The organism is Paenibacillus sp. Z3-2, from assembly GCF_054161325.1.
In genome coordinates this window covers 254,368-280,786 of record NZ_CP096397.1, presented here as the reverse complement: position 1 = coordinate 280,786, position 26,419 = coordinate 254,368, and the positions used below count along the sequence as shown (strand labels likewise).

Annotated in this window: 22 protein-coding genes and 1 riboswitch; of the genes, 8 read left to right on the top strand and 14 right to left on the bottom strand. The window is 48.9% G+C overall.

All coding sequences use genetic code 11. The features are described 5' to 3' along the window. Window positions 1–3: 3 nt before the first annotated feature. Window positions 4–3,024, top strand: a complete 3,021-nt coding sequence (locus M1D71_RS01300) for a DEAD/DEAH box helicase (protein ID WP_458127129.1) — start codon at window positions 4–6, stop codon at window positions 3,022–3,024. A gap of 101 nt (window positions 3,025–3,125) precedes the next feature. After that, the gene (locus M1D71_RS01295; RefSeq protein ID WP_458127128.1) at window positions 3,126–3,716 is read left to right on the top strand and encodes a type 1 glutamine amidotransferase domain-containing protein; all 591 of its coding nucleotides are present in this window, start codon (window positions 3,126–3,128) and stop codon (window positions 3,714–3,716) included. A 67-nt stretch (window positions 3,717–3,783) separates the two neighbouring features. On the opposite strand, the gene M1D71_RS01290 is transcribed toward M1D71_RS01295, so the two are convergent. From M1D71_RS01290 to M1D71_RS01275, 4 genes are all read right to left on the bottom strand, one after another. Continuing rightward, window positions 3,784–4,743: a 2-keto-3-deoxygluconate permease gene (locus M1D71_RS01290; protein ID WP_458124944.1), complete on the bottom strand. Its 960-nt coding sequence runs from the start codon at window positions 4,741–4,743 to the stop codon at window positions 3,784–3,786. A gap of 6 nt (window positions 4,744–4,749) precedes the next feature. Continuing rightward, window positions 4,750–6,207, bottom strand: a complete 1,458-nt coding sequence (locus M1D71_RS01285) for a glycoside hydrolase family 1 protein (protein WP_458124943.1) — start codon at window positions 6,205–6,207, stop codon at window positions 4,750–4,752. Window positions 6,208–6,255: 48 nt separating this feature from the next. After that, window positions 6,256–8,181, bottom strand: coding sequence for a beta-glucoside-specific PTS transporter subunit IIABC (locus M1D71_RS01280; RefSeq protein ID WP_458124942.1), 1,926 nt, complete (start codon window positions 8,179–8,181; stop codon window positions 6,256–6,258). Window positions 8,182–8,306: 125 nt separating this feature from the next. After that, on the bottom strand, window positions 8,307–9,140 hold the full coding sequence (locus M1D71_RS01275) for a PRD domain-containing protein (RefSeq protein ID WP_310341871.1): 834 nt from the start codon (window positions 9,138–9,140) through the stop codon (window positions 8,307–8,309). Between the two features lie 507 nt (window positions 9,141–9,647). On the opposite strand from M1D71_RS01275, the gene M1D71_RS01270 reads away from it, so the two are divergent. From M1D71_RS01270 to csaA, 5 genes are all read left to right on the top strand, one after another. Next, entirely contained in the window at window positions 9,648–10,181 is a 534-nt protein-coding gene (locus tag M1D71_RS01270; RefSeq protein WP_458124941.1) for an RNA polymerase sigma factor, read from the top strand. Further along, a complete protein-coding gene (locus M1D71_RS01265; RefSeq protein WP_458124940.1) occupies window positions 10,165–11,289 on the top strand; it encodes a DUF4179 domain-containing protein in 1,125 nt (374 codons plus the stop codon). Before M1D71_RS01270 ends, M1D71_RS01265 begins: the two co-directional genes overlap by 17 nt. Window positions 11,290–11,316: 27 nt before the next feature. After that, entirely contained in the window at window positions 11,317–11,883 is a 567-nt protein-coding gene (locus M1D71_RS01260; protein ID WP_458124939.1) for a VanZ family protein, read from the top strand. Window positions 11,884–12,097: 214 nt separating this feature from the next. Then, window positions 12,098–12,730 (top strand): uridine kinase, encoded by a 633-nt coding sequence (gene udk / locus M1D71_RS01255; RefSeq protein WP_017691162.1) that lies wholly within the window; start codon window positions 12,098–12,100, stop codon window positions 12,728–12,730. A gap of 112 nt (window positions 12,731–12,842) precedes the next feature. Then, entirely contained in the window at window positions 12,843–13,172 is a 330-nt protein-coding gene (gene csaA, locus M1D71_RS01250) for a chaperone CsaA (protein WP_458124938.1), read from the top strand. A gap of 33 nt (window positions 13,173–13,205) precedes the next feature. Here the strand turns inward: csaA and M1D71_RS01245 are convergent, their stop codons facing one another. From M1D71_RS01245 to M1D71_RS01220, 6 genes are all read right to left on the bottom strand, one after another. Beyond that, complete coding sequence (locus tag M1D71_RS01245; protein WP_458124937.1) at window positions 13,206–14,075, bottom strand: ABC transporter ATP-binding protein; 870 nt, start codon at window positions 14,073–14,075, stop codon at window positions 13,206–13,208. After that, entirely contained in the window at window positions 14,065–14,808 is a 744-nt protein-coding gene (locus M1D71_RS01240; RefSeq protein ID WP_458124936.1) for an ABC transporter ATP-binding protein, read from the bottom strand. The genes M1D71_RS01245 and M1D71_RS01240 overlap by 11 nt, the downstream gene beginning before the upstream one ends. Window positions 14,809–14,861: 53 nt before the next feature. After that, complete coding sequence (locus M1D71_RS01235) at window positions 14,862–16,454, bottom strand: ABC transporter substrate-binding protein (protein ID WP_458124935.1); 1,593 nt, start codon at window positions 16,452–16,454, stop codon at window positions 14,862–14,864. 14 nt (window positions 16,455–16,468) lie between these two features. Continuing rightward, on the bottom strand, window positions 16,469–17,302 hold the full coding sequence (gene nikC / locus M1D71_RS01230; protein WP_145326338.1) for a nickel transporter permease: 834 nt from the start codon (window positions 17,300–17,302) through the stop codon (window positions 16,469–16,471). Next, complete coding sequence (gene nikB, locus M1D71_RS01225; protein ID WP_458124934.1) at window positions 17,303–18,241, bottom strand: nickel ABC transporter permease; 939 nt, start codon at window positions 18,239–18,241, stop codon at window positions 17,303–17,305. Window positions 18,242–18,434: 193 nt separating this feature from the next. Beyond that, window positions 18,435–18,626: riboswitch (cobalamin riboswitch) on the bottom strand. 77 nt (window positions 18,627–18,703) lie between these two features. Next, entirely contained in the window at window positions 18,704–19,531 is an 828-nt protein-coding gene (locus M1D71_RS01220; RefSeq protein ID WP_458124933.1) for an AraC family transcriptional regulator, read from the bottom strand. Window positions 19,532–19,733: 202 nt separating this feature from the next. On the opposite strand from M1D71_RS01220, the gene melA reads away from it, so the two are divergent. Further along, complete coding sequence (gene melA, locus M1D71_RS01215) at window positions 19,734–21,035, top strand: alpha-galactosidase (protein ID WP_458124932.1); 1,302 nt, start codon at window positions 19,734–19,736, stop codon at window positions 21,033–21,035. Window positions 21,036–21,154: 119 nt separating this feature from the next. Here the strand turns inward: melA and M1D71_RS01210 are convergent, their stop codons facing one another. From M1D71_RS01210 to kdpC, 4 genes are read right to left on the bottom strand one after another with little or no spacing between them, the layout of a single operon-like run. Continuing rightward, on the bottom strand, window positions 21,155–21,856 hold the full coding sequence (locus tag M1D71_RS01210; protein ID WP_458124931.1) for a response regulator: 702 nt from the start codon (window positions 21,854–21,856) through the stop codon (window positions 21,155–21,157). Between the two features lies 1 nt (window position 21,857). Next, on the bottom strand, window positions 21,858–23,453 hold the full coding sequence (locus tag M1D71_RS01205) for an ATP-binding protein (RefSeq protein WP_458124930.1): 1,596 nt from the start codon (window positions 23,451–23,453) through the stop codon (window positions 21,858–21,860). Window positions 23,454–23,457: 4 nt separating this feature from the next. After that, window positions 23,458–25,797 (bottom strand): histidine kinase, encoded by a 2,340-nt coding sequence (locus M1D71_RS01200; RefSeq protein WP_458127127.1) that lies wholly within the window; start codon window positions 25,795–25,797, stop codon window positions 23,458–23,460. A 51-nt stretch (window positions 25,798–25,848) separates the two neighbouring features. Further along, window positions 25,849–26,409 (bottom strand): potassium-transporting ATPase subunit KdpC, encoded by a 561-nt coding sequence (kdpC, locus tag M1D71_RS01195; protein WP_458124929.1) that lies wholly within the window; start codon window positions 26,407–26,409, stop codon window positions 25,849–25,851. Window positions 26,410–26,419 lie beyond the last annotated feature (10 nt).

Below are 26,419 nucleotides of genomic sequence, written 5' to 3'. Positions count from 1 at the left end.
TTAATTCATCCTTACACTGAAACGATTGAGGTTCACGTCGCTTTAACCGGATATGGCGATGCTTTGTTTTATGGAGCACTCAACACGCACCACTTTGTATCCGGACAGTCGCTTAAGCAGCGATTGTTCGCCTGGCATGTGCCTTCCTTCTACGGCACCGAACTGGAAGTTCGGCAGATCGAAGAGATTGAGCTGGTTGTTCTGCCAGCGGAAGAAGTGATTCCCTTCTTTGCAGACATGCATACCCTGCTTCATATTGAATGGAAATGGGATGAACAGGCTGAACATCTGATTCGACTGGCTCCCGCGCTCGCAACATCTATTGAGAAACGCAAATACGTACCCAGCTTTGAAGCCTACCGTGCAGGACAGCTTCAGTGGACTTGGGACCCGGATAGCTTGAAGAAGCAGGATCGGGTCTCTCTCAGTAAAGCGATTCAACAAACCGATGAGAGCTATGCCGAAGGACTTGGGGCGGCCTACTCCGCCTTCGTATTCCAGCGCTGGTACAGTTCGGAAGAAGCTGCGACGGATCTGCGGCGTGAATTTCCGCAGTTGTTCCCAGAGCGCGGCTCTCTCCCTAAGACAGCCGGAATGGACGCCCAGTCCTGGCTCGTATCCATTGGTTGGAAGGCAGATGCAGCACCCTTCAGACCCATGTTGCAATTGCAGGAGCCAGACGATGATGAGCCATCATGGCGACTGCGACTGGTATTACAGAATAAGCTGGATGCCGCCGTATTGGTACCCGTCATGCTGGATTCGCGTGGCAGGCTTGAAGGCGAATGGCCCGAGGTATGGACACCGTTCATTCTGGATCGTTCTGCCGGGTGGCTGGATCAACTGCGCGCACATCTGCCGCGTCTTGGAAGCTCCATTAGCGGCAGGCGGGATGTGCTGAGTGATCCTTTGGAAGATCAGGAAGCCTGGCAGTTCCTGACGCAGGATAGCGGCCGGTTGCTCGCAGCGGGCTGGCAAGTTCTGCTCCCTGGTTGGTGGGAAGCAGCCCGTAAGAAGAAACCAAAGCTTCGCGCCAAGGTGCAGCCGGAAGAAGGCAGTGAGCGGGGACAGTCGTTCTTTGGACTGGACTCGATTATTCATTTTGACTGGCGCATCGCCATTGGTGACACGGACCTCAGTGAAGATGAATTCGCCGACCTTGTTGCCCGTAATGAACGATTGGTTCGCTTCCGCGGAGAATGGGTCCCGCTCGACCCCGATCTGCTGGAACAGATTCGTCGGGCCATGGGCGGTGTAGATCGGGAACAGGGACTCTCGTTCCAGGATATTCTGCATCTGCATTTGCTGCATAATGAACAGCGCGAATATCGCAATCAGAAATGGAAGGAAGGACAGCAAACCGAGGAAGAGCAGCAACCACAGGATGATCAGAACATTCGGCTTGAGGTAGAGCTGAATGAGCACCTGAACCGGGTTATTGCACAACTCGGGGGCGGACAAGGCGGTGCACCATCCTTACCCATTCCGACAGGGCTTCATGCCGAGCTACGATCGTATCAGAAGGAAGGTTTTGCATGGCTTGGATTTCTCCGCAGATTCGGACTTGGGGCATGTCTTGCCGATGATATGGGGCTCGGAAAAACCATTCAATTCATCACGTATCTGTTACACATCAAGGATCATGAACCACGTAAGCCGGGACAAGCCCCGGTACTTCTGATCTGCCCAACTTCCGTACTGGGCAACTGGCAGAAGGAGATTAGCCGCTTCGCCCCCTCCATTAATGTCAGTCTGCATTACGGGGCACGTCGATTAAGCGGAGATGAATTCCGGGAGCAGACCGAGCAGGTGGATATTATTATCACGTCCTTTGCTACAGCTACACTGGATCAGGAGATGTTACAAACCTACACCTGGGCATGTATCTGTCTCGATGAAGCACAGAATATCAAAAACGCCCAGACCAAACAGTCGCTGGCCGTCCGCAGTTTCCCGGCAAAACACCGCATCGCCATGACGGGTACGCCGATCGAGAATCGGTTGTCCGAGCTGTGGTCAATCTATGATTTTATCAATCCAGGATATCTGGGCAACGCCCGGGCATTCCAGACTCGCTTCATCAGTGCTATCGAAAAAGACAAAGATGAGCAGCGGATGCAGGACCTGCAGCAATTGGTGAAGCCGTTCATGCTGCGCCGGAAGAAAAAAGATCCGAATATCCAACTCGATCTGCCGGACAAAAACGAGATGAAGACCTACATTCACCTTACGGGTGAACAAAGTGCTTTGTATGACCAGTCCGTGCAGGCCCTGATGGATAAAATGAAAGAGCTGGAAGGCATCAAGCGCAAAGGTGCGATTCTATCGGCGTTAACCCAGCTTAAACAGTTGTGTGATCACCCTCTGCTGCTAACGAAAGAAGCTTTGCCGGAGGAACTACCCGAGGACGGCGCACTGACATCCTCTTATGACGTGTATAGCCCGCAGGATATGGCGATGCTGATCAGCCGCTCTGCGAAGCTGGAACGACTGATGGAGCTTGTGCGTGAATTGCGGGACGAAGGCGAGCGATGCCTGATTTTCACCCAATATATCGGTATGGGACAGATGCTGCAGCAGGTACTGCGTCAGGAGTTACAGGAACCTGTATTGTACCTGCATGGGGGTACGTCCAAAACGGCGCGGGATCGCATGATTGAGGAATTCCAATCCCGTACATTGCCTGAGGACAAGCAACCGTCCGTCTTCATTTTGTCCATCAAGGCAGGCGGTGTGGGATTGAATCTGACCGCAGCCAACCATGTCTTCCATTTTGACCGCTGGTGGAACCCTGCTGTTGAGAATCAAGCCACCGACCGGGCGTACCGAATGGGTCAGACCAAAGATGTTCAGGTGCATAAATTCATCTCTCTTGGCACATTGGAGGAGCGGATCGACGAGATGTTGGAGAGCAAGCAGCAGCTCAGCGATAACATCATCACAAGCTCCGAGAATTGGATTACCGAATTGTCGACAGACGAGTTGAAGGATCTGTTCACTCGGCGTCGTGATTGGTCGGGCTAACTCGGATTGAAGAAAACAGCATAAAGACTGGGTCCGACTAGGATTTAGATGAGTTATATAATAAGAAAAGGAAACACAAAAAGAGCGAAGCAACTCACTTTATTGAAGAGTTCGATCACAACGAAAATGTTCAGATCGATCTGGTTAGCCCTAAGGGTGGGAACGTACCTCTTGATCCGAAAAGTCTCGGCGATTCTCTGGATGAGAGCACCAAGGCCTATTTCGAGAACGAAACGTTCATGAACCAATTGAAAAATACGTTGAAACCTAGCGAAGTAAACGCGAGTGACTACGATGGAATCTACTTCACAGGGGGTCACGGTACGATGTGGGATTTCCCGGACAATGCCGAACTGCAGGAGCTTCCTCGTGATATCTATGAAAAAGGTGGCGTTGTATCCGGCGTGTGCCACGGTGTTACAGCTCTGCTGAATGTGAAGCTGTCCAACGGCCTGCTTTTGATCAAAGACAAAACCGTTTCCGGCTTCACGAATGAAGAAGAAGCATTGGTTCAACAAACCGAGTATGTTCCTTTCCTGCTGGAAGATGCATTGAGAGAACGCGCTGCACAATACGATAAAGCTGCTGCATTCAGCTCCTATGTCACAACAGATGGCCGCGTGGTCACAGGACAGAATCCGCAATCCAGCAAAGCTGTAGCGGAAAGTGTTAAACAATTGCTGGGTCTGTAAAATATAGATGAACAAATCAAAACAGCACGTATTCCGTCATGATCTGACAGAGCACGTGCTGTTTTTGCTAGTGATTTCCACGTATAGAAGCTTCCGTCGCTGTTGTTCCAGCCAAACGCTTCACGATATAAGGCACGGTCACCGACGTCAGGATCACAGCAAAAGCAATCTGAGCGATAGCTGTATCCACATAAGGCGCATACGCCGGATTGAATTCGGCAGCCATCGATGGCACCACCATGGACAATCCAGCAACCGAGCATGTCGCAGCCGCCGCGTAACCGGGCCGTCTTAGTATCGTGCGATCAATTCCAATGAGCGGCAGCATACAGATCAGCAAAAATATCACCGTTACCAGCAAGCCGGACATACTGGACTGAAATGCAATACGCAGATCAATATTGGACCCAAAGCTTGTGCCCAGAAAAGGCAGCAGAATCAATGTTCCCGGAGCGAACATCTTCTGTATATTGCTGTCCAGATTACCAAGCAATATGCCGATGAAGAAAGGCACCAGCGTAGCAAGTACACTGAGGTAATCGATACCGACGCCGCTTGCCGAATTCAATATCATGACCGGAATAACCGGTACGGCGATCAGATTCAGAATGCCAAACGCAGCACGATCCACATCATCTCCATACGTGTTCATCAAGGCCAGGTATAATCCAGGATTACAACTGGTCAGAACGGCAATGAAGGCTACCGCTGACACTCCTCCAACCCCACTGATACCGAAAAAGTGTACAAACGCCCAGCCGAACAGGCAGCTGATGAGGATGCGTGAAATACAGAGCACTCCTGCTCTCTTTAATGTCACCAGAAGCTGTGACAAGTTAAGCTGCGTTCCTGATATCAGTAAAATCATACCGATCAGCACCATGGTACCTTTCGATGTGAACAGCGCTGTCGTTGGATCTCCGATCTGAAAGAACGATGGAAACATTGTGTTGATGACCGCGGCAGCCAGCATAGGAACAATCAGCAAGCCGCCGGGTATTTTTTTGATACGACCCAGAATATTCATGCTCTGTTACAGTTCTGCTCCGTTGGTACGGATCACATTCTGATACCAGAAGAACGAATCCTTACGATATCTTTCGAGCGTACCATTGCCATAGTCATCCTGATCTACATAGATAAATCCGTACCGTTTGCTCATCTCGGAAGTCCCTGAACTGATCATATCGATGGGTCCCCACATCGTGTATCCCAACACTTCGACTCCATCGGCGATGGCGAGTCCCATCTGTTCGATATGTTTGCTCAGGAAATCAATCCGGTATGGATCGTTGATCGTTCCATCTTCATTCAACTTATCGTAGAAGCCTGAGCTGTTCTCCAGAATGAAGACAGGTTTTTGATACCGATCATAGACGAGATTAAGCGTATACCGCAGGCCAATCGGATCAATCTGCCAACCCCACTCGTTAGCGGGTAGATGCGGGTTTTTATATACACTGTGTACATTGCCTGCCGTTAGTTCGAGCTGCTCTGTATCACTACTGGATATCATGGAGTTGTAATACGACATCCCCACGAAATCAGCCGTGTGTGCGCGAATGCTATCCAAATCGCCATCCTCGATATTAAGCTGGATCTCCTTGTTTTTGAAATACGTTTTACTATAGTAAGGATACTCGCCTTTATTAAGCACATCCAAGTAAAATTGATTTTTCATCTGATCATCCTGTTGCATCTGAAGTGCATCCTCCGGCTTGCAAGTGTAAGGATACGTTGTGAAATACGCGACCATACTTCCGATCTTGTTATTCGCATCGATCTCATGTGCCATCTTGGTTGCTCTGGACGCAGCTACAAATTGATGATGCAGCCCCTGGAACAGCATTTCTTCATAATTCGGAGCATCATAATCAATGATTCCCAGCGTCTTGGCCGATGCTTTCACGCTCATGTTGATCTCGTTGAACGTCACCCAATATTTCACTTTGCCCTTGTAGCGATTGAACAGTACATCACAATAGTTCACATACAGATCGATCAGCTTGCGGTTATACCATCCTCCGAACTTGTCCATCAGTACAATTGGCGTATCAAAGTGACTGATGGTGATCAGGGGCTCCATCCCATATTTTAGACATTCATCAATCACCTGATCATAGAACTTTAGTGCCTTTTCGTTCGGAGCAGCATCATCACCACCCGGAAATACTCTGGCCCATGAAATCGAATAACGAAATACTTTGAAGCCCATCTCGGCGAACAAGGCGATATCCTCACGGAAAGAATGATAGAAATCAATTCCCCGGCGCTTCGGATATTTAACCGTATCCGGGTCATTCCTGGCCTCTTCAATCATCTCCCAATTCACTCTGATCTGCTTGGTCACTTTGCGGTCGTTCTTCTCGTTAAACTTCATCACTTCTGGAATGGTCAGGCTCTTGCCATCTACATTATAAGCTCCCTCTGCCTGACAGGCAGACAGTGCACCGCCCCACAAAAAATCTTTTGGAAAATTGGAACTAGTCATTTTAGTTTCCTCCTGTTATTACGTGTTATTAAGGTCTTATTTCAGGTTTTATGGGATCAGCTTCATTAGCGCTTCGCTCTCCCGGATCGGTCCGCTGGTCGCTGTGGTCAGTACATCTCCATACTGTTGCATGTTGGTTACCACAATCGATGTAATCGTGTTATATCCTGCTGACGTAATGCCTTCTGGATCAAACTCCACCAATAAATCGCCAGCCTTGATTGTCTGTCCCTGTTCGATATGAGCGTTAAAATATTTTCCTTTCAGACTAACGGTATCCACCCCGATATGGATCAGGATCTCGACACCATTCACTGCCTTTAGTCCAATGGCGTGTTTGGTGCGATAAAGCGCTTCGACTACCCCGTCAAATGGAGCGTATACCTTGCCATCTGTCGGAACAATCGCAATACCTTTACCCATTAACTCTTGGGCAAATGCTTGATCTTCCACTTCAGAGATCGGTTTGATCTCCCCTGTCATTGGACTAACGATAAGCATGTCAGAGGATATGGATGTCTGTGATGATACTGTCTCTGAAGTTGCCTTTGTGACAACGGCTGTTGGATTGTCATTTACCTTATCCGTAGCTTGTTGCTGTTTGGCTCCTTCTGTACCTTCCTTGATGCCTGCCATCAACGTGAACACAAAGCCGAGTACAACTGCGGCAATACAACCAATAACGACATACATGTAACGATCAGATGTATACGTGCCAATTGCCAATACACCTGGAAGTGAAATTGCATTCGCTGTTGTATGCACCAAGCTGTAGAATCCACCGACTAATCCACCTGCAAGACAACCTGCGAAAAAGGGACGTTTATATTTCAGCGTTACACCATAAATCGCCGGCTCGGTAATCCCGAACAACGCGGTGAATCCACTCGAAGCAGCCGCTGATTTCATCGTTTTACTCTTCGTCAGTACAAACACACCGAAGGCTGCTCCAGCCTGAGCCAAATTCGCCGCCAGTGCCGTTGGTAACAGCACGGTTGCACCCAGTGTAGCCACTTGTTGAACCTGAATCGGCATGATGGCATAGTGCATACCGAACATAACCATAATTGGTTTGAAAAATCCAAGAATTGCACCAGCAAGAACACCTGCGGTGGAGAACAATGAGTTAATACCATTGGTCAACCAGTCACCAATATATGATCCTACTGGGCCAAGCACGATTAGTTCCACGGGAATCATAATAAACAAAACAATCATTGGGGTAAGCAGGACCTGCAGAAACTTGGGAATCACTCGATTGACGATTGGATACACATAACTCATGATCCATACCGCCAGAATGATGGGAATGACGGAAGATGAATATTTCATCAACAGGATCGGCATGCCAAGAAAATCAATGCTGTTCACACCCGTCTCAGCAATCTGGGACGCAGCGTTCAGAATGATGGGGTGCATCAGCCCCGCAGCCAGAGCTACCGCCAAATAGGGATTGGTTTTGAAACGGTTTGCAGCACTAACAGCCAGGAAGAACGGCATGAAGTAGAAAATACAGTCCCCGATCATGTTAATGATCGTCAGAAAGCCTGAACCCTCCAGATACCCCATTGCAGCTATAACGGTGGCCAAACATTTGATCATCCCGCAACCCACAAGTGCTGGCAGAACAGGCGTGAATATACCTGCAATGGTTTCCAGTACTACATTGACAGGGTTGCGTCTCTTTTTCGGTCCACGATCTGTGGACTCCGCAAGTTCGCCAATCTTGTCAGAAGTCAGATTCTTCACTTCACTGTATACCGCGTCTACTTTGGCACCGATAACAACCTGAATCTGTCCTCCGGAATTTTGTGCCTTAAGCACGCCTTCGAGCTGATCCAGCGCCTTGAGGTCTGCTTTGCTATCATCCTTCAATACGAATCTCAAACGGGTTGCACAGTGTGTCAGACCCGATATATTTTGCTCGCCGCCAACAAGCTCAAGTACGTTTTTTGCCAAGTCTTTATTGTTCATGACCCTTCTCCTCTACATCAACTGAAATGGTTATATAAAAAATGACCAAGCCGGGGAATCGTCATTCCCTACGCTTGGTCATGCCTGATCGAATCAGTAACAGTCCATAATGGTTATGCAATTGGTTAGTTCGATATTAATCGTTGGATATGCAGAATCAGATATAACTTTTCATCATCAGAACAGGTCCAGCCGTAATTATTTTTCAGGAAATCAGCAATCTTCTCCACACAAGCCAGTTCCTTCGGAAACTTCTCTTTGACCATCAGGAAAAGCGACTCATTCTCATCCTTGAGCGATGTACCGCTCATCTGTCGCATGATGAAATATCTGATATGTGTCGCAAATCGCATAAAGTGAATGGAGTCTTCCTGAAAATCAATTTTGAGAGCATATTTGATCACGGACAGGATCTCGCCCGTAACTGTGGTTACCTTAGTGGTATCCGTCATCTCTCCCGAGCCAACCTGTGCATTAACAAAATGCAGAGCAATCAGTGTTGTTTCGGCTGTCGGCAGAGCAATATCCATTTTTTCCTGAATCAGCTTCAGCGCAGCCTCCCCCACCCGGGTCTCGTCCGGATAGAGTGTCCGCACTTCCCATTCCAGCGGATTTTTGATACTGATGCCTTCTCTGGTTCGGGTTAATGCAAAACTGATATGGTCAGACAGGGTGAGAAGCAGGTTCGGGTTAAATTGTTTATTCAAAATCTGACTGCCCAGCTTGATCACTTCCTCAGCGAGATAAATATCCTCAATCGGAATGCTGTTCAGCAGGTCATACATACGGATATTCTTCGGTGCTACGAAAATTTTCTCCACCAAGTCCGTCTCCGTCAGCTCATAAGGCGTTTTCAGAAATCCGACCCCTTTACCTACGACGAATACTTCTTCGTTGTTATCATTAATGGCAATCGCCACATTGTTATTCACTTTCTTAATAACCTTCAATGTCCTCACCCCCCGACGAAAATAAAAAAAGACCGAAAGCGATTACAGTTAAATAATCGAATTCGGTCATGCCTGGTTCGCCCAGTAACAGTCCGTGTTATGCATATATTTATTATTATATGCCTGTTCTTCAAAAAGTCAATCCGTCAATATCAGGAAAAGAATACGCTCTTCTCTGACTGAAGGGGACATGCCATAGGAATACGTCATATATAACAGCATCTTTTTCACTATAAGTGCGTGTTCAAAAAGATCGGTTTTCAGTACCAAGAAGATGGGATGAAGCTAGAAATGGAGTAGCGGAGCGTAGGAAAACTACGTGAGCAACGGACATTTCGGCTGAATTCCATATTCGATGTCTGATGATGCCACCAGGCATCCTTTGTAATCAAAAGCGGACTTTTTGAACAACCTCTATAAAAATTAATTGTGACCATATAAGCCCACTGGAAGTCTAATTCATGTAAAACAAACGGGGAGTTGAATCCCTGTAACCCAAGAAAGGAGCTGCTATCCATGGATCCAACCGATCTCATTCATCAGGCGATATCCGGAGATCGCGATGCCTTTATCAGGCTCATCAGAGAAATTGAAAACTCTCTATACAATACGGCAAAATCCATGCTTCGAAAAGAGGAGGATGTGGCTGATGCCATTCAAGAGACGATTTTGAAAGCCTATAAATCACTCCATACGATTCGGGAACCTCACTATTTCAAAACGTGGATATTCCGTATCCTGATTAATGAATGCAACACCCTATTGTCCCGTCGCTCCCTCTCCACGTCCTATGCAGAGGTGCCCGCAAAGCAGGAATCCTCCAGTCCCTTCGATGAGGTAGATATGAGAGAAGCCGTTGATCGGCTTGACGAACAAAAGAGAGTTGTCATCGTGCTGCATTATTTCGAAGATCTCTCCCTGCGGCAGGTAGCAGAGGCGCTCGATATATCCGAAAGCGCGGTGAAAATGCGATTAAGCCGTGCACGACAGGAGCTGTATCACAAATTCAAAAACTTTCGGGAGGTAAAACTACATGTCAAACCCGTTTAATATCGATCAGGAATTAAGAGAACAGGCGAAGGAGCGACCCGTCATGTCAGAAATTGTGCGCAATCGAATCGATGCCACGCTGGAATCACTGCCGGAAGCAACCATGCTGAATTCAGAACAATCTCGTAACCCTCGTCTTCGTAGAGGTCTACGTCGTACAGCCGCAGCAACGATTGTAGCGGGAGTGTTAGGTATAACCGTCTTTGCCTCTGGATTTGTGTCTCCTGTTATGGCTGATTCTCTACGCAGCATCCCGCTGGTTGGCAGTCTCTTCAGCTCTATTGAAGCCGATATGGGATTACGCACTGCAGGAGACGAAGGTCTGACGAAATTCGTAAACAGCAATGTATCGTTCAAAGACGTGAAGCTGGAAGTGAAGGAGACCATATATGATGGTACTCGCGCAGCCTTTTTGGTTCATATCACTGCACCCAACCTGAAAAATGGTGAGTATGACAATGGCAAGGACATCGTGAAGCTTAGCGATGGAATGGATAATGTCTTTTTCAACGTCAATGGTACACGCCAGGAAGGCGGCTTATTCTACGGCCCTGCAGGGCAAACGCAGCCAGATACATTACTGTTCGAGCAAGTAATCCCCGCTAACCAAGCTGCTGCCGGACTGCCAGATCAGTTCAACGCTGAGGTCACATTCACTTTGCAGGGCATTTATCACGAATTTGAGCTGAGCATCCCGTTCACGAAAACGACTGAGGATATTCAGCATATTGAACCCAACGTCGTCGTCTCCAATGACCTGATTACCGCATCCGTTATGAAAGCTCAGGTTACGCCGATTACAACACGTCTATCCACGGTGATCTCACTTCATGGTAAGAGCATGCTAACGGCTAAAGATGAAGAGCAATTACGAAATATAGGGTTTGCAATTTTCGATGATCAGGGCCAGCAATTGACCGCATTAAGTGCGGAGGGCTTGTATGGGGGCAATCAATTAACATCTGAACGGATCTATGCCACCACTCCTGGCAACTCAACATATTTGGTCGTGAAGCCATTTGAGATTGAAGATGATTTTACGGAAGAGATTAAAGATCGGCAGTTCATCAAGGGGATGGACATGAAAATCGAGCTGAATCAACCGTAACCATCTATTCATAAAGGAGTTTTCTTCATGTCCATTCAACATACGGTTGAGTCCATAACTATACTGGGTCCACTATTTATTCTGTTCCTGATTGCTCTGGTGTTGTACACCAGGGCAAACCAGAGCAGGTACACGATAAGGCAGTACATCTCTATCCTTACATTTGCTGTATATATTCTGGCGGTTATGCATTTTGTCTTCTTCCCCATCGACGTCAATATTGGTATGTATGCCAATCAGACGCCATGGTACAAAACCATTCAGTTCATTCCCATTCTTACGTTGGATATCCCCAGTTTTGCACTGAATATGCTGTTGTTTATGCCACTCGGCTTCATGCTGCCTCTGATTAGACCTTCGGCAGACTCGGTGAGAAAAGCTGTGCGGAGTGGGTTAATCTTCAGCTTTTCCATTGAAATGCTGCAGCTCATCATCCGGGTTACTCTCGGTAATGGCCGTACTACGGACATAAACGATCTGATCGCGAATACAGTCGGCAGCATCATTGGTTACTTCATTTTTCACAGAATTACAAAACTCGCGATAGGCCAGCGGTTCATGATCCCATGGCGGCTACCGGATCGCTTCTTCTAAACAATCGTAGGCGAAAAAAATCTCTCTTCCATTCGGATTGGATACAGGCAAAACATGGTCACTTCCCTCAGATGAAAAAAGTAAAGCGCTGTGGTACAATGAAGGAATTGTGTATTCACAGACAGACATGTGGGTAAAGGTGCTGAATTGATTCTGGATCAGTGCTCTTTATCCATGATTATGCTGCCATTCTAGGGAGGCTTATGGAACAACCATGCTCATTATTGGTATCGCCGGAGGAACCGGCTCCGGTAAAACGACGGTAGCTCGCTCCGTCATAGACCGTCTGGGATCAGGTAAGGTTACGTTTATATCCCAAGACAATTATTACAAAGACCAGTCGCAGCTCACACCTGAGCAACGCCGACTCACCAATTACGATCACCCGTTTGCATTCGATAATGATCTGTTGATTGAGCATCTCACCCTGTTGAAAAAAGGCCAAGCGGCGTATGCTCCCGTATATGACTTCACCATAGATAACCGTGCTGCCAATGAGACGGTTGAACTGGCACCGAACCACATTGTCATTGTAGAAGGATTGCATGTGCTGATTGACGAACATCTTCGCAGTCTGATGGACATCAAAGTATTTGTTGATACCGATTCCGATGTGCGGATTCTACGTAGAGTGCTGCGAGACATTGAAGAACGCGGACGCACGATCCAATCCGTGTACAAACAATATCTAGAAACAGTAAAACCAATGCACGATGCATTTATCGAGCCATCCAAAAAGTATGCTGACATCATTATTCCAGAAGGCGGACATAATGAAGTAGGCATTCAGATGTTATCCATCCTCACCGAGAAATACCTCACCGGAGAGAATTGGAACGGCGCTTAATTTTGTTGCAAAGCAACACAAAAGAAATCCAGGTTACGATACAGCGTAATCTGGATTTTTTGTTGATTTTTCATTTATAATAGTCCCCAATAGTTGAAAGGAGATCTACCCTATGGCTACTTTTGAAGAGTTTATGCAGCATGACATCCGGGTTGGTACAGTGGTGGAAGCCGAACCCTTCCCCAAGGCTCGTATTCCCGCCATTAAAATGACGATCGACTTCGGACCACTTGGCCTGAAACGTTCCAGTGCTCAGATCACCCAACGCTACACGCCTGACATGATGATCGGCAAACAGGTGATAGCTGTAGTTAACTTCCCGCCCCGGCGGATTGCCGGATTTGTCTCTGAAGTACTCGTGCTGGGCGGCGTGCCTGAGGAAGGCGATGTTGTCTTGCTCTCTCCGGATAGCCCATTACCTAACGGAACACCGATAGCCTGATTTTATATGGAGTAGCGAAAAACCACATCGGTGTTATCCCGACAGACTTTCCTGAAGAATCCCCATCCGCCCTTTTTCCTCTTCCTGCTTCTGCTTCTGCGCCTTCATCTTATGCTTCATTTCCCTCACGGACAACACTGAAGCCATCAGGCTACGGGTATAGGGATGATTCGCTGAACTGGTCAGCTGAGAACTCTCTACGACTTCAACGACTTCCCCCTGATACATCACGGCAATTCGATCACTTACCTGTTGCACCACTGCGAGATCATGCGAGATGAAAATAGATGAGATGCCTGTTTCCTTTCTCAACTCCAGCAACAAATCCAGGATCTGCTGCTGAATGGAAACATCCAGTGCAGAGGTAGCTTCATCGAACAGGATGATGTCTGGCCGAACACCAATCGCACGAGCAATGACTGCTCTCTGCTGCTCTCCCCCGCTCAGTTCGTGTGGATATTTACCTGCCGTCGCAGCAGACAACCCTACCCGTTCCAACAGCCTGAGCACTTCCTGCTCCGCTTGTTGGCCCTTCATTATTTTATAATTAATGAGTGGCTCCCGGATAAAAGCTCCAATCTTCATTCGCGGATTAAAGGTAGCCGAAGGCTCCTGGAAAACCATCTGGATCCGCTCTCGTTGATAGCGTAGTGCCTTTCCGTTCAATCGGGTAATATCCTGCTGACGATAGCGAATCTGTCCTGACGTCACTCGTTCCAGATGGGTTACACATCTAGCCAGTGTGCTCTTCCCGCTACCACTCTCCCCGACAATCCCCAGACATTCTCCCGGATACAGTTCCAAATGAACAGCTTTCAGCGCATCAACTGCCCTATGTCCCTTTAACTCGTAAGTTTTGCACAGGTTTCTCAGTTCCAGAATCGGTAACTCCTTATGAGCCATGAACATTCCCCTCCAATTCAGGTACAGCACTCAGCAGTTTACGGGTATATTCATGCCGAGCGTCAGATATGACGCGGAGAGTATCTCCCATCTCAACCAATGTACCACCCTGCATGACACCAATTCGGTCCGCCATATGAGCTGCAATGGCAATGTTATGCGTTACGATGATCATGCCTGTCCCCTGGCGGGAACGAAGCTCGCTCAATCGGTTCATCACTTCATTCTGTGTTGTCACATCCAGCGCACTTGTCGGCTCATCCGCAAGCAGAAGTTCCGGTTCCATCGTAACCGCCATAGCTATCGCCGTTCGTTGTTTCATCCCCCCACTAAGCTGCGAGGGATAGGCACGCATGATTCGTTCCGGATCATCCAATCCCATGTCCGATAGCATATTCATAGCCATGGTCTGAGCTGCTTTTCTGGACACTTTGAAATGAGTACAAATCGCTTCAATATACTGACTGCCGATGCTGCGAATCGGATTAAGATACGAACCACTGTCCTGAAATACAATGGCAATCCGCTTCCCACGCACTCCACCCCAATCCAACCGCGACTCACGTAGAAGCACTTTTTCCTGAAAAGAAATCTCTCCCCCGGTGTATCGGCCACCTTCTGGAAGCAGGCCAAGCAAGGCCCGAATCAGGGTTGATTTTCCGCTGCCGCTTTCACCTACAATCCCGATAATCTCCCCCTTATTCATGGAGAAGGACAAGTCCTGCAGAGCCATAGAGTCACCCTTATAGGTTACGGAAAGGTTGTTGACACTAAGCAAGGGCCTCATTACTGTCCAACCTTAATATTACGATCCAGCAGATAGAAATCGATGGGATACATCGTCGCACCTTGCACGTTGCTTTTACTCACAATATTAATCGGGGTATAGGTCAAAAACATATATGCTGCATCGTCCAGAATCATCTGTTGGGCCTCTGCCGCGAGGGCATACCTTTTCTCTACGTCAAACTCGGAGTGAAGGCGAGTAATTACCTCATCCAGCTTCGGATTGCTATATCCGCCCACATTCCATTCCGCGCCCGTCATGAAGTAGAAATCCAGAATATACTGCGGGTCACCCGTGATGCCTGTATTAATACTTGTTAAAGCGAGATCGTAATTCCCGCTCTTCTGATGATCGGTCAGATCCTCATAAGAGGTCATCTCCAACTGAACGCCAATCTCTTTAAGCTGGGATTGCATTGCAGCAGCCACAATCGAATCGGACTCGTAAGCGGAGTTGAGAATCAGCTGTAACGACAGCTTCTTTCCATCTTTTTCACGAATGCCATCGCCACCTGTATCCTTGAAACCAGCCCCATCCAGAAACTGTTTGGCTTTCTCCGGTTCGTAATCATATCCTTTGATCTTGTCATAGCCAAAAGGCAGTGCTGACGTGAATGGTCCTTTGGCAGCCTGACCGCCCACCAGTGTATTCGCGTACATCTCCCGGTCAATACCATATGAGATCGCACGGCGAACCTCCGGATCACTCAGCAGCGGATTGGTTGTGTTGAACCATACGAATTGGGTACGCAGACTGGGAATTTCGTCAATGGTGTATTGACTCTTGTCCTGGAATAATGCCAAACTGCTGCGCCCCACGTTACTTGCTACATTAATCTCTCCGGACTGCAGGGCAAGGGCACGGGTGCTGTCATCCTTGATATATTTCAACGTCAATGTGTCGACATCTGCCGCACCGCCCCAATACCCGTCATACTTTTTCACCTGTATCTCCTGATCCGGCGTATAACCCGTCACCATAAATGGCCCGGTAGCAATAGGCTCGCTCTTGAATTTGGATGTATCTGCACTGGTATCCACGATGATAAACAGTGGCTCAGCAATATTACCAAGCAGGGACGCATAAGGTTCTGTCGTCTTGATCGTCAGATCTTGTCCTTCTGCAGTCATCGAGGCCACTGGCACAGTCACTTGTCCTCTTTCGTTTAGCTCAATGGAGCGCTCAATCGATTTTTTTACTGCGTCTGCGGTTACCTTATTTCCGTTATGGAAAGTTACACCCTCCCGAATATGAAAATGCCAAGTTGTGTCATCAACACGTTCCCACGTGTCTGCAATTTTAGGAACCAGCTTCATATTCTCATCAAACTGAATCAGTGTCTCACCAATCGCTGCACGCGTGAGCGTCCAGCCGTTCCATTCCTCTGCCGGGTCCAGATTGCTTCCAAGCCAGAACAGGGCCACATTCAGATGAGTTGGTGCGCTTGTCGTACCATTGTCCGTAACCGCTGACTTCTCCGTTGCATCAGACGAGGTCGATGGATTATTGGTGGTGCCACAAGCTGCAAGCAAGAACACAACGAACATGGATACGATGGTGAGCAGGATCGATTTTGGAAAATTCCTCTTCATTCTGGTTCCTCCAGTTAAGTTGTATTTTTCTTGGGATCAAGCACGTCTCGCAGGCTGTCTCCCAGTAAATTAAAAATAATAACAGTGCTAAATATCGCCAGGCCCGGATATATCAACAGCCAAGGCGCAGTCTGCAGGTATCTTCTGCCTTCATTCAACATGGCCCCCCACTCGGGGTTCGGTGGCTGCGCACCGAGTCCGAGAAAAGATAACCCCGAGATGGACAGCATCATGCCACCCACATCCATCATCGCCATGACGATGAGTGGTGACATCATATTGGGCAGGATCGTCCTGCCAATGATCTGTATCTTACGTGCTCCGCTGAAAGCAGCGGCAGCGACATATTCCTTTTGCTGAAGGGAAATGACCAGGCTTCTGGCCATCCGTGCATACTTCGCCCACCAGACAACCGACAATGCCAGCACCGTATTGAATAATCCCGGCCCAAGCATCCCCACCACGGCGATCGCAAAAATCAGGCCCGGAAATGCCATTAGTGTGTCGGACAACCGCATGAGAATCGTATCCGTCACACCCCGGGCGAAACCGGCGATGACCCCAATCGCTACGCCTAACACGAATACAATGCCAATCATCATAAAGGTAAGCAGCAGTGAGGTTCGCGCTCCGTATAGCAGACGGGACAATACACAGCGACCTAGCTGATCGGTTCCAAGCGGATATTCGGCGCTGGATGGCTGCAACACTTTGGCAAAATTCGTTGCAAGTGGATCGTGTGGTGCGAGCAGCGGCGCAACCATGGCGAGAATAATCCAGAAGACGGTTAGAGATAACAGGAATGTGAACCAGCGATTCTGCAGTAATACAAGTCTGAAGGCTCTCATCTATACATCCACATCCAGTCGGATTCGGGGATCACGAAGATGTGTCCATACATCAACCAGCAGATTCAGTGTGACATATATGATCGCCATCCAGATGACATACCCCTGAATCAGCGGATAATCCCGTGTGAAAATGGCGTCTACTGCCATCTGACCAACGCCAGGCCATACAAATAAACTTTCGACAATCGCTGCACCACCTAACAAAGCTCCCGTCGTCATACCCATAAGGGTAACGATCGGCAGCAGGGCATTGGGGAGAATATGACGCAAAATAATGATCGACTCCTTCACACCTCTGGATCTTGCTCCGATCACATAGTTCTGGCTTGTCTCCTCAAGCAGGACCGTACGAATCTGTCTGCTGTACTGGGCAACAAGTGGAATCGCGAGTGTACATGCAGGCAGAATCAGACTATTCCATCCGGATTTGCCCATCACCGGCAGCAGCTTCAGCTGTACGCCGAAGACCAACATGAGCAACATACCCAACCAGAAGCTGGGCATCGATAATCCGGCAAAAGAGAATAAACGAATAACAAAATCCAGCCATTTATTACGATAGACAGCCGACAACATCCCCAATGGAAAGGAAACCAGAATAACCAGAATCATAGCGCTTCCTGTTAGCCAAAGCGTTGCCGGGAGCCGTGCCATCAGCACGTCCAGTACTGGACGTTTGTATTTATATGACGTACCAAAATCTCCGGTCACTACCTGTCCCAGCCATGTCCCGTATCGATAGAGAAAAGGCTCGTCCAATCCAAGCTCTGACCTCACCTGTCTGACCAGTTCATCGGATGACGTTACCCCTGTAGACATGAGCATAAGTCTGGCTGGATCCCCAGGAGACAGATAGGTTAGCAGGAATGTCAGAAACGTGATGCCGAACAATACGACAACCAGTTGTAATAAACGCTTAACGATATATCTGCTCAAGTGCTCAAACGTCCTTCCCCAAAACTTTATGTATGTGCCATGATGTTCTCCGTCCACAGCTCCGCTGAAAACATATAAATTCTATCAAAAAAGGCGTCCCTCTCCGTGTTACTGGATGAGGACGCCTTAAATAAACAGATTTTCAGAAAAAATCATGCTCTCTAAACACCTTCCTATCTCCCGTAGGGTACTACTGTGTTTGTTAAACCTGGCAGGTCTCCTGGCTCCAGAATCATGGTCATTGCAGCTCCTTCCCGGTCTAAACCAGTGGATTATCGCTACCTGACTCCTCTGTTACAGTGGCGGGACCGCGCCGGTATTACACCGGACTTCCCTATTAAGCTTTCACCCTGACGGGCGAAGCACCAAGTTCCACATATTCAATTGCACTTCTGTATCAGTATAGCGGGACGACGATTAATGATCAAAACTTTATTTTCAAATTTAAAACACTGGATACGTCTAACCACGAATTCTCGAACCCTTCGGAGACACCCCCGTCACACGCTTAAACATCTTTGAAAATAATAATGGGTCCGTATAACCCACCGAATGAGCTACTTCACTAACGGAAAGTCCGGGGTTCTGAAGAAGATCAGCAGCACGATTCATACGGTACTCCAGAAAAAATGACTGTAGCGACTTGCCGTATCGTTCCTTGAACAATCCCGACAGATATGTGCGGTCCAGCCCCACGGCGTGGGCAATATCCAGAATGGAGGTCCGCTGGCTGTACCTGTTCTCCATAAACTGAACTGCCTGCCTGATGTACTCTTCTTTGTTCGAAAGAAGCTGTCCCTCCTCTTCCTCTACCGATGACGATGAGATCAACTCCGCTATCAGGCGGTACAACAGACTCTGGTTCATCACATCCCCTCCCAAATACGCGGAGGCCTGAACCATCTCTGAGTACAGGTGCTCCATTGTATTCGTATCACGGGCATCATACACTGGATGCTCTGGACTTAATCGGGCACGTTGCATGAATGCCTTGGCTTGCACACCTTTAAATCCAAACCACGAATACGTCCAGGGATCCTTCGGATCTGCCTCATAATGAATAAGCATGTCCGGGAGTATGACGAAGCCCTGTCCCTGAGTCAACTTGTATTCTTGGCCCCCCATATACACAATCCCCCGTCCTTCATGGATGTAGTGCACAATGTAAGAATCACGTACACCCGGTCCCCAATAATGCCCAGGATCACATGCCTCCCACCCGAAAAACAACAAAACCAGCTCCATCTGTGTCCAGCCCGTGGGAACCACATTCATCTCAATGCGACTCATTTTCTGCCCTCCATTCTGACTTCATTCCACTTGTCTCTCCATTCAATCTAATTACATTATAACAGCTAAACTGATCAAATATTAGTTGAAAGCGGAAACAAAAATGGGATTATGACATGTTTGAAAGGGGTTGAGCCATAGTTATATGCGCCGAATCGGCCTATAGTTGGGGTACAACATTTTTCAGGGAGGCTAAACTTAAATGAATAAAATTACGTTCCTCGGTGCAGGCAGCACCGTCTTTGTTAAAAATGTATTGGGTGATGTCATGATGACCGAAGCACTGCAAGATTTTGAGCTGGCATTGTTCGATATTGATGCTGAACGCTTGAGCGACTCAGAGCGTTTGTTGACCAGTCTGGCCCGTTCGATTGGAAGTCGTTGTGTCATTAACGTATATCATGACCGCAAAGAAGCGCTGCGCGGAGCCAAATATGTCATCAACGCCATTCAGGTGGGTGGGTATGATCCATGCACCATTACGGACTTCGAAATTCCAAAGAAATACGGACTGCGTCAAACGATTGCAGACACACTCGGTATCGGTGGAATTTTCCGTAACTTGCGGACGATTCCGGTCATGCTGGATTTTGCCCGGGATATGCAGGAAGTATGTCCGGATGCATGGTTCCTGAACTATACCAACCCGATGGCCGTGCTTACCAACGTCATGAACGTGCATGGTGGGATCAAAACCGTAGGATTGTGTCATAGTGTGCAGGTATGTGTACCGCATCTGTTTGATGCACTGGGGATCGATCAGACGGGTGTCGTAGCCAAAATTGCAGGCATCAACCACATGGCGTGGCTGCTCGAAGTTACAAAAGACGGGCAGGATCTGTACCCCGAAATTAAACGTCTGGCGAAGGAAAAACAGAAGGAACAGCATGGTGACATGGTTCGTTTTGAGCTGATGCAGCGTTTTGGCTATTATGTAACAGAGTCCTCCGAGCACAATGCTGAGTACCACCCTTACTTCATCAAACGCAACTACCCGGAGCTAATCGAACGCTTCAACATTCCACTGGATGAGTATCCACGCCGCTGTGTGAACCAGATTGAAGGCTGGAAAGAGATGCGTACCAAGCTGTTTGCCAGCGAAAATATTGAACATACCCGCAGCCGGGAATACGCATCGCATATTATGGAAGCCATGGAGACGAACCAACCTTACAAAATTGGCGGCAACGTCATGAACAACGGACTGATTACGAACCTGCCGCGCGAGGCATGTGTCGAGGTACCTTGTCTGGTCGATGGATCAGGAATCAGCCCTACGTACATTGGTGACCTGCCTCCACAACTCGCGGCATTGAACCGAACAAACATCAACACCCAACTGCTGACGATTGAAGCAGCAATCACTGGCAAGAAGGAACATATCTATCACGCCGCCATGCTTGATCCGCACACAGCTGCAGAACTGTCTATTGATGACATCGTAGCCATGTGTGATGAGTTGATTGAGGCTCACGGCGACTGGCTGCCAAAATACACGTCATAATATAAAAGCACCGTTTCCTTTGCTGCTAAAGGGGACGGTGTTTTGTTCCATTTCATAGCGCTCATCTGCTGAATCGTGCATCGCATCACTTATAAGAAACGCCCTGTGTCAATTAAACCTTATTCGGCTGGGAGCAAAAAGCGATAACCAATGCCCGGCTCCGTCTGAATATATCGGGGATTCGTCGGATCTTCCTTTAATTTTTTACGCAGATGTCCTACATATACCCGGAGGTAATGACTGTCAGACTCATGATGATGCCCTCCCCATACTTGTTGCAAAAGCTGACGCTGGGTGATGATCTTTCCCGCATTGGAAGCGAGCACTTTCAGCATCTCATATTCCGTTGGAGTTAATTTGACCAAAGTTCCCTCCAGTTCGACCTGCCTTTGGGCCAGATCAATCGTAAGTGATCCGAAGCGCAATATGGGCTCATCCGTCGTTTTGGCTACATGACGCAGCGCAACCCGAATACGGGCAACCAACTCCCCCATCCCGAAGGGTTTGGTCACATAATCATCTGCACCACCATCCAGCGCGGCAATTTTATCTCCCTCCTGATCCTTCGCTGTCAGCACGATAATCGGCACCTGCGACCATTCGCGAATCCGGCGAAGCACCTCCATACCGGACATGCCCGGCAAACCGAGATCAAGGATGATCAGATCCGGATGTACAATGCTGGCCTGAATGACACCCTCTTCGCCATCCCCGCACTCGTGGAGTTCGAATTGGTGTGCCTGAAGGGTGACCTTGAGCAATTTGCGAATCTGCGGCTCATCATCGATCACCAGTATGCGAGCCCCTAGTGTTGCGTTCATTTTATTCTTCAACCTCTCCTTGTTCTGAATAGGGAAACCGTGGTCCGTGAGCCTCCATGGGGATATCTATGCGCATTCTCGTTCCCCCGCCAGGATTCGGCTCTGCTACAATGGTACCTCCGTGGACTTCCACAATGCCTTTGCAGATGGCCAGACCAAGCCCCGTCCCTGTGACATGCTGAGTAGACTCTGAGCGATAGAACTTATCGAATATACGTTTTCTTTCTGCTTCTGGTATACCGATGCCTTGATCAGCGACCATGATCGTCAAATGACTCGGACTGTCATCACTCGCCACAGTGATGACAATCAGGCTTTCATGAGGAGAATATTTGATGGCGTTGCTGATGATATTGACCAGCACCTGCTCCAGCAATACTTCATCTCCGTAAATGAAGACCGGAGCACCAGGAAGTTCAACTTGAATGTTGCGATGCGGACTGAATTCCCGAACCTGTGTCAGTACAACGCTGATTATATCCTCCACGTCACACCATTTCCGGTTCAGTTGCAACATGCCGCTCTCCAGCCGAACCATACCCAGCAGATTTGTGACGAGACGATTCATACGCATGGCCCCATCCCGAATGTTGCCCGTTAATTCTCTCCGATCATCGGGTGTAAAAAGAGTATCATTCTCCAACAATCCCGTAGCCGAGCCGATAATGGCGGTTAGGGGAGTACGCAATTCATGAGAGACAGAGTCCAGCAGCGCTGTGCGTATGCGCTCCGATTCGGCTGTGATCTGCGCCAATCGGGCCTCTTCCGCCAGCTTCACTCGGGCAATGGCACCTGCCGCCAGACCTCCGCATGCTTCCAGCAGACGAAGCTGTTCTTGCTGCTCATGAACCTCGCCAGCGTCCATGCTCACGGCGAGCACGCCATGAAGCTGCTCCTCTGTGCGTAGCGGCACGTAAAGTCCGGGAGATTCCCGCAAAGTGGGTGATCCCTTACCGGCGATCTGTCCGTGATAATATACCCATTTGGCAATGGCAATCTCCGACTCCCCATCGCCCCAGCCACCCCCTTCTCCTTCTAATGTGGATGGGGAAGAGCTCGTAACCAGCAGATCCCCCTGCCCATCGGGGAGATACACAGCCGCCGGCTTACCCAAGGTAAGCGATACTTGGGTTGCAATATTAACCAGCAGCGTGTTCAGATCAGTAATGGCTGTCATCTGACGACTCAATGCGTATAGGGAGTTCGTCGTGGCCTCGCGTGCTTTTACCATCTCCAGCTGTTGTCGTAGTCGACCTGCAAGACTCGCAGTTAAAATGGCCACCGCAAGATACACGACAAAGGAGATGAGATATCTCAAATCCTCAACCGTAAAGCTCAGATATGGGGGTACAAAAAAGAAGTCAAACATAATGACGCTAAAACTCGCGGCATATACAGCTGGCCCCATTCCCCAATACACGGCACTCACCAGTACGGGAAACAGGTATATCAGCGCTACATTAACCAGATCACCACTCATATCGATGACATGAAGCAGCAAGGTTAGCAGTGTCACCCCGAGGGTCACCCATACATATGCCGGAACCCGTTTTCCATGAGATGCCCGCGTTTCTTTTTTTACTTGTTCAGAAAACATCCATTCACATCCCGCTCAGTTCATAATCGTAATCTGCAACGATCAATACATCCAGATGCCGCGACAAGCGCACAAGTCGGTTGACCACCGAGCCTGAGCCGCGGTAGCCATTCAGCCACCACAGCCGTCTTGCCTGCCCCACCACCAACTGGGTTGCTCGCGCCTCCGATGCTTTACTTGCCAAAATCTCAGGTACATCCCGCAGTTTTGGACTGTGGTGGATGTGAAATTGACCGCCAAGCCGAATGGTCAGCTGCTCCAACGCTTCCAGATGGCACTTCACTTCGTCACTCATGGACTCACCGATGTGGATATGATGTACATGCCAGATGGCTTTTAGACGATAAGCCATACGGAATCCACGTCGGATCAGCCGCTCGGCATGACGATCACTGCTTACACATACGAAGACTGCTTCCTGTCTTCGCCAAGGTCCTCGAAGTGCAATTTTGGCCTGCTGTGCTTCAAGCCGTTCATCCACATCGTCCGCCAATTCACGCAGGGCAAGTTCACGCAAGGCAATCAGATTGCCGATTTTGAAGAAATTCGCAAGGGCTTGCTCGACCTTGGCAGTTGCATAGATTTTACCCTCCCTCATGCGCTGCCGCAAGGCCTGGGGCGCCACATCAATCAACTGCACCTCATCCGCCATCTGAATGATCCGATCGGGTACGGTCTCGCGGACACGAACACCTGTAATATGTTCAACGGCATCATTCAGACTTTCGAGATGCTGTACGTTCATTGTGGTAATCACCGAGATGCCTGCATTCAGCAGGAGCAGAACATCTTCATAACGCTTTTGCCGAACACTCCCGGGTACATTCGTATGCGCCAGTTCATCCACAAGCACCACTTCTGGACAAAGATGTAGAATGGCCTCCGTGTCCATCTCTTCCAGACGAGTTCCCTGATAAACTCTTTGCGCACGAGGGATCACAGACAGGTGGCCAATCTGCTCCACAGTTTCCGCCCGCCCATGGGTCTCCAGCAAGCCGATCTGCACATCAATGCTCTTGCGGAGCAAATCATTGCCTTCCCGCAGCATCATGTAGGTTTTGCCCACACCTGGTGCGGCTCCGATATATATTTTGAATGTGCCGCGCTGAATCTGACCAATCTGTTCCTTCATTTCCTGCTCGCTTAGTCTGCGGTATGTCAGTGACTCCACATCGTTAACTTTAGCCGGAACCACACGTTCACCCTCCCGGGCCGTTCGATCAGCAACCAGAAACAGGTCGACACCACGTAATCTGCGCAGCAACGAGTTAACAACGGACCCTTGCCACAGTTCCTGCCAGCGTGTACGCCGGGAGTGTCCCATCACAATGCGGGTAATCTGGTGCTCCATTGCGTAACGCGCCAGCGTAAACGGGATGTTGCGACGGTGTAAAATAGACAACTCCTCCATATGGCCGCCAAACTTCTCTACCAGCTTGATCATATTGCGCCGAAATACGGTTGCCTCCTTGGTTAATGGCTGCTTCATATTCCGAAAAACAACGGCGCACAAATCACCATTCAGCCGTTTGGCAATCTGTTGCCCACGCCGGATATAGATGGAGCCGTTCCAATGATATTGCGTGGACACCAGAATCCGCTCCATGATGCCTGTCGTGACGGTAATTCCCATCTCCTCCCGATGCTCACGCAGGGATTCATTCACCCCTTCCGCAACCAATTTCAGGGCCAGTTCGCGCAGAATACCCAGATTACCTTGACGAAATACAGCTTTACCCTCATGTCCCTGCAAATGACCCTCTGCAAGACGGTTCAGTATCGTTTCCGGCGTGACGTCTATCAGCTTCACTTCATCCGCAAGCTCCAATGTATCGGCAGGCACCGTATATTCTGCTGCGATCCCCGTAAGTTGTCGTGCCAGCTCGGTATACCCTTCCAGCTCATACACATTCACCGTTGTCATGACACTGATGTTGTTTCGGAGCAAGAACTGAATGTCCTCCAGCCGGGTAGCATAGCGAGCGCCTTCTCTGTTGCGATGTGCCAAACCATCCACCAGCACAACCTCCGGATTACGCGCCATTAGTGCATCCAAGTTCAAATCCTTCATCTCTACATCATCACTCTGGCGTACCCAGTGAATGCTTGGAATCCTTTCGAGTGCGCCAAGTTGCTCCACCGTTTCCGGTCTGCGCATCGTGGACACGGCACAGATGACCACATCAATGCCCTGCTCACGCAACGTGTTCCCTTCCCGCAGCATGTGATACGTTTTGCCCGATCCGCTGACTGGGCCGATGTAGATTTTGAGCGTACCCTGCTGCAGCTTCGTAATCATCTTCAGCATCTCTTCCGGTGACTTGCGCTTGAAGCTGTCTTCCATCTGTCCCACTCCCCTCCCGATATATCGTGAGCAGGCTAATACATTCGTCCTTTATTTCAGTTCTGCTGTCAGCGCCAGATTCAGAGCTGTTACATTCACACGCCGCTCCCCGAATATACCCATCTGACGGCCTTCCGTATGCTCATTTACAATTTGCATAAGCTGCTGTTCACTAATTCCCGTAGCTTCGCTAATGCGCGGGATCTGCACCTCAGCAGCTTCAGGAGACAGATCAGGGTCAAGTCCCGAACCTGAACCCGTCACGAGATCAGCGGGGATCTGCTGCATTCCCGGGTTTTCCTGTCTAAGCTGAGCAATCTTTTCCTTCATCTCGCTGATATACTCCTCTGAAGCTACGGCGCGATTCGAACCGGCTGAAGCCGTTGGGTCATAACTGGCATTCGATGCCCGGGGCTGGAACAGCCCCGGCGATTGTATTTCCTGCGCCAGCAGTGACGAGCCGATGATTTTCTCATCTTGCGTAATCAGACTTCCATTCGCCTGCGCAGGAAAGAGAAGCTGGGCTACGCCAGTCGTTACGAGCGGGTAGATTAGGCCGCAGATCAGCATAAGTACGACGGATAACCGTATAGCGGGCAAGAACATGTTCATACAGATCACT

Coding starts and splice junctions, on each gene's coding strand:
- csaA (WP_458124938.1), top strand. CDS start 12,843: ATGGCTACTTTTGAAGAGTTTATGCAGCATGACATCCGGGTTGGTACA.
- nikC (WP_145326338.1), bottom strand. CDS start 17,302: ATGAGAGCCTTCAGACTTGTATTACTGCAGAATCGCTGGTTCACATTC.
- M1D71_RS01240 (WP_458124936.1), bottom strand. CDS start 14,808: ATGGCTCTGCAGGACTTGTCCTTCTCCATGAATAAGGGGGAGATTATC.
- M1D71_RS01205 (WP_458124930.1), bottom strand. CDS start 23,453: ATGTTTTCTGAACAAGTAAAAAAAGAAACGCGGGCATCTCATGGAAAA.
- M1D71_RS01260 (WP_458124939.1), top strand. CDS start 11,317: ATGTCCATTCAACATACGGTTGAGTCCATAACTATACTGGGTCCACTA.
- M1D71_RS01280 (WP_458124942.1), bottom strand. CDS start 8,181: ATGAACAATAAAGACTTGGCAAAAAACGTACTTGAGCTTGTTGGCGGC.
- melA (WP_458124932.1), top strand. CDS start 19,734: ATGAATAAAATTACGTTCCTCGGTGCAGGCAGCACCGTCTTTGTTAAA.
- M1D71_RS01285 (WP_458124943.1), bottom strand. CDS start 6,207: ATGACTAGTTCCAATTTTCCAAAAGATTTTTTGTGGGGCGGTGCACTG.
- M1D71_RS01270 (WP_458124941.1), top strand. CDS start 9,648: ATGGATCCAACCGATCTCATTCATCAGGCGATATCCGGAGATCGCGAT.
- M1D71_RS01200 (WP_458127127.1), bottom strand. CDS start 25,797: ATGGAAGACAGCTTCAAGCGCAAGTCACCGGAAGAGATGCTGAAGATG.
- kdpC (WP_458124929.1), bottom strand. CDS start 26,409: ATGAACATGTTCTTGCCCGCTATACGGTTATCCGTCGTACTTATGCTG.
- M1D71_RS01235 (WP_458124935.1), bottom strand. CDS start 16,454: ATGAAGAGGAATTTTCCAAAATCGATCCTGCTCACCATCGTATCCATG.
- M1D71_RS01265 (WP_458124940.1), top strand. CDS start 10,165: ATGTCAAACCCGTTTAATATCGATCAGGAATTAAGAGAACAGGCGAAG.
- M1D71_RS01290 (WP_458124944.1), bottom strand. CDS start 4,743: ATGAATATTCTGGGTCGTATCAAAAAAATACCCGGCGGCTTGCTGATT.
- udk (WP_017691162.1), top strand. CDS start 12,098: ATGCTCATTATTGGTATCGCCGGAGGAACCGGCTCCGGTAAAACGACG.
- M1D71_RS01245 (WP_458124937.1), bottom strand. CDS start 14,075: ATGGCTCATAAGGAGTTACCGATTCTGGAACTGAGAAACCTGTGCAAA.
- M1D71_RS01210 (WP_458124931.1), bottom strand. CDS start 21,856: ATGAACGCAACACTAGGGGCTCGCATACTGGTGATCGATGATGAGCCG.
- M1D71_RS01220 (WP_458124933.1), bottom strand. CDS start 19,531: ATGAGTCGCATTGAGATGAATGTGGTTCCCACGGGCTGGACACAGATG.